The organism is Rhodosalinus sp. (assembly GCF_046542825.1).
Lineage (GTDB): Bacteria > Pseudomonadota > Alphaproteobacteria > Rhodobacterales > Rhodobacteraceae > Rhodosalinus.
This window is the reverse complement of record NZ_JBKHAQ010000129.1, coordinates 1-7,466: the sequence shown is the minus strand read 5'-3', so window position 1 is coordinate 7,466 and position 7,466 is coordinate 1. Positions and strand designations below refer to the sequence as shown.

Below are 7,466 nucleotides of genomic sequence, written 5' to 3'. Positions count from 1 at the left end.
GCCACGCCGGGGCCGAGGGCCGCGCGCGCGGCGGCGAAGCCGGTGAGATTGCCCATCGAGCCGCCCGAGAGCAGCACGCCCTCGGTGCCCTGCGGCATGCCCAGCATCTGCGCCAGCCAGTCGATCACGACGAGTTCCACCGTCGCGGGACCTGCGGCGCCACCCCAGCTGGCGCAGATCGTGTTGAAGCCGGTGCCCATCCATTCGCCCAGGATCGCGGCGAAGGCGGCAGGACCGGGAACGCGGGCGAAATAGCGCGGATGATCGCCGTGCTGCTGGTGGGCGAGCGCGACCTCGGCCATCAGGTCGAGCGAGGCCTCCGGGTCCATTGGCGCCTCGGGCAGCGGGCCGCCCAGCGCCGCGCGCAGATCCCCGGGCGTGCCGGTCAGGATCGCGGGTTCCTGCCCGCGGCGCATCGCGCGGTCCACCACCATGTCCACGACCCTGTAGCCCAGGCGCCGCATCTCCTGGGCCTCGAGGCCCAGCGTGTCGGGCGGTACATCGGGCTGGTCCGACAGGTCAGGCATCGGCGGGGCCTTGCGGGCGGGATCGGACATGAGCGGCGACTCCGTGGCTGGGCGCCAGTGATCCCCCGGATCGCGGCGGGGAGCAAGCCGTGGACTGCCGAGCGCCGAGATCCGCCGCGGCATGAAGGGGGAAGGGGGCTGACGCCCCCTTGGCGCGCCGCACGAATGCAGGGGCGACTGAAGCCAGAGGCCCGGCGCGGACCATGAGCGGGCAGAGCCAGCCGGTGGCGACGGAGCATCGCTGCATGCGCGCCCGGACGGCCGCGTGTCCGATGTCGGGGGTATCCTGAAACGGCGGGATTGCGCCGTCGCCGCGCAGGCTGGGCAGCCCTCGAGGGGCGTCTCAGGCAGCGCCTGCGGGGGCGTCGAGCACCGGTGCCATCAGACGGTCGAGGTCGATGCGCGCACGCAGCCGGGTGGCAAGCAGATACATCCCGCCCAGCTTGCGCTGGACAAAGAGTGCATCCACCGGCGGAACATGGGTCGCCTCCTGGCCGCGCGACAATGCCTCGCCTGCTGCCGTCACCCGGCGTGCCATGTCCGAGGCGCCGAAGTCGAAGACCCCGCCGCGGCGCAGGGGCTCGAGCGACATCTGCATCAGGTCGACCAGCTGCGCGCGGTGCGTCGCGGGCATCGCGGGCGAAAGATAGCCCAGCTCGAGCGCCGCGGCCTCGAGCCACTTCCGGTCGCCTGTGCGGCCTGCCGAAAGGATCGCGCGGAACCCGGCCGACAGCCAATGCGGTATTTCCCGGACCGCACCGAAGTCGAGCAGGACCAGGCGGCCGGTTTCGGGATCGTATCGGTAGTTGGCGAGATTGGGGTCGGTCTGCATCACGCGGAACGCGAAGAGCTCGCGCAGCGCGAGGCCGAGCAGGCGCTCGACCGCGCGGTCGCGCTCCTGCTGCGGTGCATCCTCCAGCGTCTCCAGCGGCGCGCTCCGGGCGAAGTCCATGACAAGCACATTGTCGGTCGTCAGCTCGTCGTGCACTGCCGGGACGTGGAACTCCGGGGCCTCCGCCAGCATCCGCGCGTAGGCGGTCATGCGCGCGCCCTCGGCGCGGTAGTCGGCTTCCTCGTGAAGCTGCACGCGCGCCGCCTCCAGCAGGGGCGCAAGGTCCACCCCGCGCGGCACCACGCCCGACATCCGCAGCAGCATGCCAAGGTTCGCCACGTCGCTGTCGATGCTGCGCCGGACGCCCGGATACTGTACCTTCACGGCCAGCGTCCGGCCCTCGCGGGTCTCCGCGCGGTGCACCTGCCCGATCGAGGCGGCGGCAATCGGCCGCACCTCGAAGCGGGCGAAGCGGCGTTGCCAGCCCTCGCCCCATTCGCCGTCGAGCACGGTCCGCAGCTGTTTCGGCGGCATGTGATGCGCCTCGGCCCGCAGCCGCGCGAGCGGCGCGGCAATCTCGGGCGGCAGGATCTCGCCCGCGTCCATCGAGACAAGTTGCCCCACCTTCATCGCGGCGCCGCGCATCCGCGCAAGCTCGTCGGCGAGACGCGCGGCATTCGCCGGCGTCAACAGGAGCGAGCGCATGTCGGGCCGCCGCCCGCGGGCGATCTCGCGCAGGCCGCCCGCCGCTAGCCCGCCGGCGACAGAGCCCATCACGCCGCCGAAGCCGGTGAGCCGCGAAAGGCGGCCCGAGGGGACGGGAAGGGCGCGGGACAGGGGGGGACGGGACATGGCAGGGCTCCTTCCAGGCGGGCCCGTGGCCATATAGCTCTCGGCAACGCGCGGCAAGGCGACCGGCCCCTGTGGCGCGGTTCGGGCCCCGCGCGGTTCGGGCCCCGCGCGGTTCAGACCCCGCCGTCCTGCGCGCGCGTCCAGCGCCAGAGCCAGACAGGGCTCGCTGCGCGGCCCATGCCGTCCTCGAGCACGAGGCGCAGTTCCGCCACCTCCGCCGCGCCCGGCAGCAGCTGGAAGCCGACACGCAGACCCCGGCCCCCGGGCAGCGGATAGGCGGCAAGGCCATCGGCTTCCGCGCCCCCGACGGACAGGCGCGGGGCCAGGTCCGTGCGCCCGGTGGCGTAATCCACCACGAACTGACGCGCGCCCGAGCGATCGTGAACCCGTCCGCTGCGGCTGTCGCGGATCGGAGCGAGTCCCGGCGCGGGCGGCGCTGCCTTCGACCAGACGATGTCATAGCGGAAATGATGCGCCGTGCCGGGGGCAAGCGGCGCCTCGGGCCGCCAGAAGGCCACGATGTTGTCCATGAACTCGTCCGCCGTGGGGATCTCGACCAGCGTCACCGCGCCCGCGCCCCAGTCGCTCTCCGGCCGGACCCAGGCGGTGGGGCGCCGGTGATAGGCGGCCTCGGCATCCTCGAACCCGTCGAAGGCGCGGGGCCGCTGGATCAGGCCGAAGCCGCGCGGCCCATGATCGGCGAAGGCGGAGGTCTGGATGCGCGCGGGGTTGGCCAGCGGGCGCCACAGCGTCTCTCCGGCGCCGTTGTCGATCCGAAGCGCGGCGCTGTCGTGCACCCTCGGGCGGAAATCATCCGTCACGGCAGGCTGCATCGGCCCCTTGAAGAACATCGAGGTGAGCGGCGCGATCCCCGCATCCTCCAGCAACCGGCGGGGAAAGAGCGTCAGCGCGCAGCGCGTGACCGTCGCCCCCCCCGGCCGCGGTGATAGCGCCAGATGCGCGGCAAGCGAGGGCGAATCGATCAGCGCCTCGATCAGCGGCGGCGCCTCGGGCGTGGCGGGCGTGAGGCGCAGGTGCACGATCTCGGGGAACTCCTCGGTTCCCGGCCCGCCCGTGTCCAGCGCCACCGCGCGCGCCGAAAGGCCATAGACCGTGCCTGCGGCCACGGCGCGAAAATAGCTCGCCCCCTGCACGACCAGCACCTCGTCCTTCGTGGCGGGGTCGTTGAGCGGATGGCGCAGGCGCAGGCCGGAAAACCCGGCGCCCGGCGCCTGCCGGGGGATCGGAGCGGGGAAATACCGCTCCGCGAAGTCGAAGAGTTCCGGCGCGAAGGAGACCGGCTGCGGCCCGTCCGGCTTCATCACCTCCACCGTCACCGGCGTGCGGTAGTAGAAGCCGGGCGGCAGCAGGTCGAAGGCATGGCCGGGTCCCAGCGGAAGCTGCGCAGCCTGTCCCGGTTTCGGCCGGATGGCACGATAGCTGTCGTAGGTGAGGTTGGCGAAGGGCGGCGGCAGATCGCGGGGGGCCCGGTCGTAGGGGCGCGTCGCAAGGCGGCGCGCGGCCTCCACCAGCGATCCGTCCGGCCCGGAGGTGTCGCCGTGGACCCGCGCCGGCATCGTGACGGCCGCGGCGGCGGCGGCGGAGGCGAGAAAGCCGCGCCGGCCGATCATGCCGCGGCCTCGAGCCAGCGGGACAGCGCGGGCGCGGCCAAGAGGGGCAGCACCAGCGGCGCGAGCCAGGGCAGCGCGGCGCCGCCGCCGCCCAGCGCGAGGGCCAGCAGCGCAAGGCCCGCGCCGGTCTCGGCAACGCCCGCGGGCGGGCGCCACGCCGCCGCCTCCGGCCCCTTCCAGCCGCAATCCCGGCCCGCGAGCACGGAGATCACGGCGCCCGTCTGGCGCACCAGAAGCAGGGGAGCGAGCAGGGTCGAGAGGGCCGCCTCGGCCAGCCCGGCGCGCAGAGCGATGCGCCTTGCCTGCCCCCCGCGCCGCACGCCGGGATGCACCGCCAGCGCGGCCATCTTCTGCACCAGAAGCAGCGCAACGACCCCCGCCAGCAGCACAAGACCCGGCGCGGGGACCAGCCCGGTGGCGAAGAGCACGACAAGCGCCAGCCAGACGGGTGCGGCCAGATAGCTCATGACGCCGGTGGCCAGATGGACGCGGCTGGCGGGATCGAACCCGTTCAGGCCCAGCAGGCGCGCATGCTGCAGGTTCCCCTGACACCAGCGCCGGTCGCGCTTGTGAAAGGCCCGCAGGGTCTGCGGCGCATCCTCGAAGCTGCCGCGGCTTTCCGGGCTGACCTCGACATCCCAGCCCGCCCGGCGGATGAGCGCGGCCTCGACGAAATCGTGGCTCAGCACCGGCCCGCCCAGCGGCGCGCGCCCGGGCAGACGGGGCAGACGCCGGGCCGCGCGATAGGCCCGCATCCGGATCAGCGCGTTGTGGCCCCAGTAGTTGCCCGCAGGCCCTGCCCAGGCCGCGAGCCCCTCGGTCGCCACCGGCCCGCCAAGGCGCGAGGACAGCCGCAGCGCACGCCCCAGCCGGCTGCGCGCCGGCAACAGGCGCATCCCCGACTGGATCAGGCCGGTGCGCGGCGCGCGCTCCATCCGGGCGATCATCGCGCCGAGCCGCGCCGCGCTCATGCGGCTGTCGGCGTCGAGCACCGCCATCTGGGCATAGCGGTGTCCCTCGCGCCGCGCCCAGTCCGCGATGTTGCCCGGCTTGCGGCCGGTGTTGCGGGCACGCCGGCGATAGCGCACCCGCCCCTCGGCGATCAGCGCGCCGAAGGCCGCACGCTCGGCCGCCTCCGCCTGCGGAGCGCTGTCGGAGAGCACGAATATGTCGGTCGACCTGTCGAGCCTGCCGCGCTCCAGATCGCGGGCAAGACGCGCCGCGGCGGCGGCGACCGGCTCGGGCGGCTCGTTGCACAGCAGGTAGAGCACGGCGGTGGGTGTGCCGAGCGGCGCGGCGCGCGGCGCGGAGTTCGGCCGCAGGAGAACGGCGGCGCCAAGGAGCGCCGCGGCCCCGCCGAACGCCACCCAGAGCGTGTTGAGCGCGAAGAGCGGAATGGCGAGCGCGCCCGCACCGCCACCGCCCGCCCCCGCCGCAAAGGCCACGATCAGCGGCGCGGACAGCGTCAGCGTCAGCACCGCGACCGCGAGCCGCGCCCGCCGGGAAACGGCGGCGGGTGCCAGCGGGCGAACCGGCACGATCTGCGGCAGGTCAAGATGCGCGAAGCTCTTCGGCGGATGCGCGGTCATGGGTGGCCCTTGCGAAGCGAAACAGGCTCGGGAGCGGGGACTGCTACCCGTGATAGAGGCGCGGATGCCCACGGCAAGCGGGCCAGCGCGGCATTGCGGCGGGGCAGCGGAGTTCAGCGCGCAACCGGCGGCCAGATGCGCGAAAAGACGCCGTCGCGCCGCACGACACCGTGCCAGATCGCGGCAAGGATATGCAGCGAGATGATAGCGACCAGCACGAGCCGGCCCCACCAGTGCGCGGCCTTCGCCCAGTCCTCCAGCGGTTCGGAGCGCGGCACCAGCGCCGGCGCGCCCATCGCATCCAGCGCCTCGATCGGGAAGCCGCCGGCGCGCACGCGGACATAGCCGGTGACCGCCATGAAGACGAGCAGCGCATAGAGTGCCGCGTGATTCACCCAGGCGACGCGGCGCTGCCAGTCGGGCACGGCGGAGGGCAGGGGCGGGGGCGGCACGAACTGACGATAGGCGAGACGCACAAGCACGATCAGCAGGATCAGGACGCCCACGTTCTTGTGGAAGATGAAGAGACCGTTCTGCAGGGAGCGCGAGAGCCCCTCCTGAATCATGATCTGACCCACGGGAATCGTCGCCAGCACCAGCAGCGCGACGATCCAGTGGAACAGGCGGGCAGGCGTGCGATATCCTGTCATGGGGTCCTCTTCGGCACCGAAACAGGTCTGCACATAGCTCTTGCCGCAAGGTCATCAATTGCCGCCCGTCCCCTTGAAGCGCGCGACGGCGCGCTAGTCTGAACGGAATTTGAAAACGGAGGCCGCATGGCCCTGCTCGGCACCGATTCCGCGACGTTCCGACGGCCCGCCTGGCCGGTCGAGCGGCTGACGCTGCAGGTCGCGACGGTGATCGCATTCGACTTGGTCGTGCTCATCGGCGCACTGGCGCTCTGGCCAGAGGGGATCGGGCCGGGGGTCTGGCTGGCTGCCCTGGCCGCCTATGCGCTCGGAAGCGGGCTGGCGGTTGCAGGCGTTCGCCGCGGCTACCCGCACAGGGTGCTGGGCCTGTGCAACGCCGTCACGCATCTGAGGGCGACGCTCGTGGTCTTCCTGGCGGCGGCGCTGGTCGCGGGGGCGGCCGCCGCGCCGCTAGGCTGGGCGCTGACGGGGATCGCCGCGGCGGTCCTCGCGCTCGACGGCGCGGACGGCTGGCTCGCGCGGCGACGCGGGCTGGTGTCGCGCTTCGGCGCGCGCTTCGACGTCGAGACGGACGCGGTCTTCGCGGCGGTGCTCGCGGCGGCGGCGCTCTCGTCCGGCAAGATCGGCTGGCCGGAGGCCGTCGTGCTGGGGGCTGCGCGCTACGCCTTTCAGATGGCGGGCCTTGGGCTGCCCTGGCTGCGCGCGCCGCTGCCCGAACGGCTGCGGCGCAAGGCGATCTGCGTCCTGCAACTGTCGGTGCTCGTGGTCCTGCTCGCGCCGGCGGCGGACGGCGCGGCGGCACGTCTGGCCGGGGTCGCCGCGGCGCTGGCTGTCGTCGCCTCCTTCGCCTTGGATATCCGCACCCTGTGGCGGCAGCGGCGCGGATGACGCAGACCACCGCGCGCGTCTTCGGCCTTGCGCTGGCCGCGCTGCTGCTGCATCTCGTGCTGGTCCAGCCGAACCATCCCGCCGCCGTGACCTGGCGGGCGCTGATCCTCTTTCCTCTTGAATTGCCGGCACTGCTGGCGCTGCTCGTTGCGCTGCCGGCGGGGGCGCGTGTCACGCGGGCGATCCGGGCGGTTGTTGTCACGTCGCTCACCCTGCTGGCGCTCCTCAAGCTCGCCGATCTGGCAAGCCAGATGGCCTTTGCGCGCGCGGCGAACCCGCTGGTGGACTGGCCGCTGGCGATCGCGGGCTGGCGTCTGGCCTCCGGCGCGGTGGGGCCATGGCTTGCCGGGTTGGGCGTGCTGGCGCTCATCGCGGGAATAGCCCTGCTTGCCGCGGCGCTCTGGTGGGCGACGGGGCGCTGGGCGGCGCTGCGGCTGCCGGGCCGCTGGCCGCTGGCCGCGGGCGGCGCCGCGGCACTGGCGGGCGCCGTGGCGGTG

The 7,466-nt window shown here is 73.4% G+C and carries 6 protein-coding genes and 1 pseudogene; 2 read left to right on the top strand and 5 right to left on the bottom strand.

From position 1 onward, the window contains the following. From ACLFOB_RS13330 to ACLFOB_RS13310, 5 genes are all read right to left on the bottom strand, one after another. A partial coding sequence (locus ACLFOB_RS13330) for a pyridoxal-dependent decarboxylase (protein WP_410926387.1) occupies positions 1–557 on the bottom strand: 557 nt, incomplete at its 3' end. A gap of 313 nt (positions 558–870) precedes the next feature. Continuing rightward, a complete protein-coding gene (locus ACLFOB_RS13325) occupies positions 871–2,211 on the bottom strand; it encodes an ABC1 kinase family protein (RefSeq protein WP_410918276.1) in 1,341 nt (446 codons plus the stop codon). A gap of 113 nt (positions 2,212–2,324) precedes the next feature. Next, positions 2,325–3,842, bottom strand: coding sequence for a glucan biosynthesis protein (locus ACLFOB_RS13320; RefSeq protein ID WP_410926386.1), 1,518 nt, complete (start codon positions 3,840–3,842; stop codon positions 2,325–2,327). Continuing rightward, complete coding sequence (gene mdoH / locus ACLFOB_RS13315) at positions 3,839–5,431, bottom strand: glucans biosynthesis glucosyltransferase MdoH (RefSeq protein WP_410926385.1); 1,593 nt, start codon at positions 5,429–5,431, stop codon at positions 3,839–3,841. Before mdoH ends, ACLFOB_RS13320 begins: the two co-directional genes overlap by 4 nt. Positions 5,432–5,544: 113 nt before the next feature. Beyond that, complete coding sequence (locus ACLFOB_RS13310; protein ID WP_410926384.1) at positions 5,545–6,081, bottom strand: cytochrome b; 537 nt, start codon at positions 6,079–6,081, stop codon at positions 5,545–5,547. A 126-nt stretch (positions 6,082–6,207) separates the two neighbouring features. Between ACLFOB_RS13310 and ACLFOB_RS13305 the strand changes: the two genes are divergently transcribed. Beyond that, entirely contained in the window at positions 6,208–6,969 is a 762-nt protein-coding gene (locus ACLFOB_RS13305) for a CDP-alcohol phosphatidyltransferase family protein (protein WP_410918483.1), read from the top strand. Then, positions 6,966–7,466, top strand: a pseudogene (locus ACLFOB_RS13300) (sulfatase); the annotation flags it as partial. The gene ACLFOB_RS13305 and the pseudogene ACLFOB_RS13300, both read left to right, overlap by 4 nt.

Bases quoted from the DNA above. Each gene is read 5' to 3' on its own strand.
- ACLFOB_RS13325 (WP_410918276.1), bottom strand. From the start codon at position 2,211: ATGTCCCGTCCCCCCCTGTCCCGCGCCCTTCCCGTCCCCTCGGGCCGC.
- ACLFOB_RS13320 (WP_410926386.1), bottom strand. From the start codon at position 3,842: ATGATCGGCCGGCGCGGCTTTCTCGCCTCCGCCGCCGCCGCCGCGGCC.
- mdoH (WP_410926385.1), bottom strand. From the start codon at position 5,431: ATGACCGCGCATCCGCCGAAGAGCTTCGCGCATCTTGACCTGCCGCAG.
- ACLFOB_RS13310 (WP_410926384.1), bottom strand. From the start codon at position 6,081: ATGACAGGATATCGCACGCCTGCCCGCCTGTTCCACTGGATCGTCGCG.
- ACLFOB_RS13305 (WP_410918483.1), top strand. From the start codon at position 6,208: ATGGCCCTGCTCGGCACCGATTCCGCGACGTTCCGACGGCCCGCCTGG.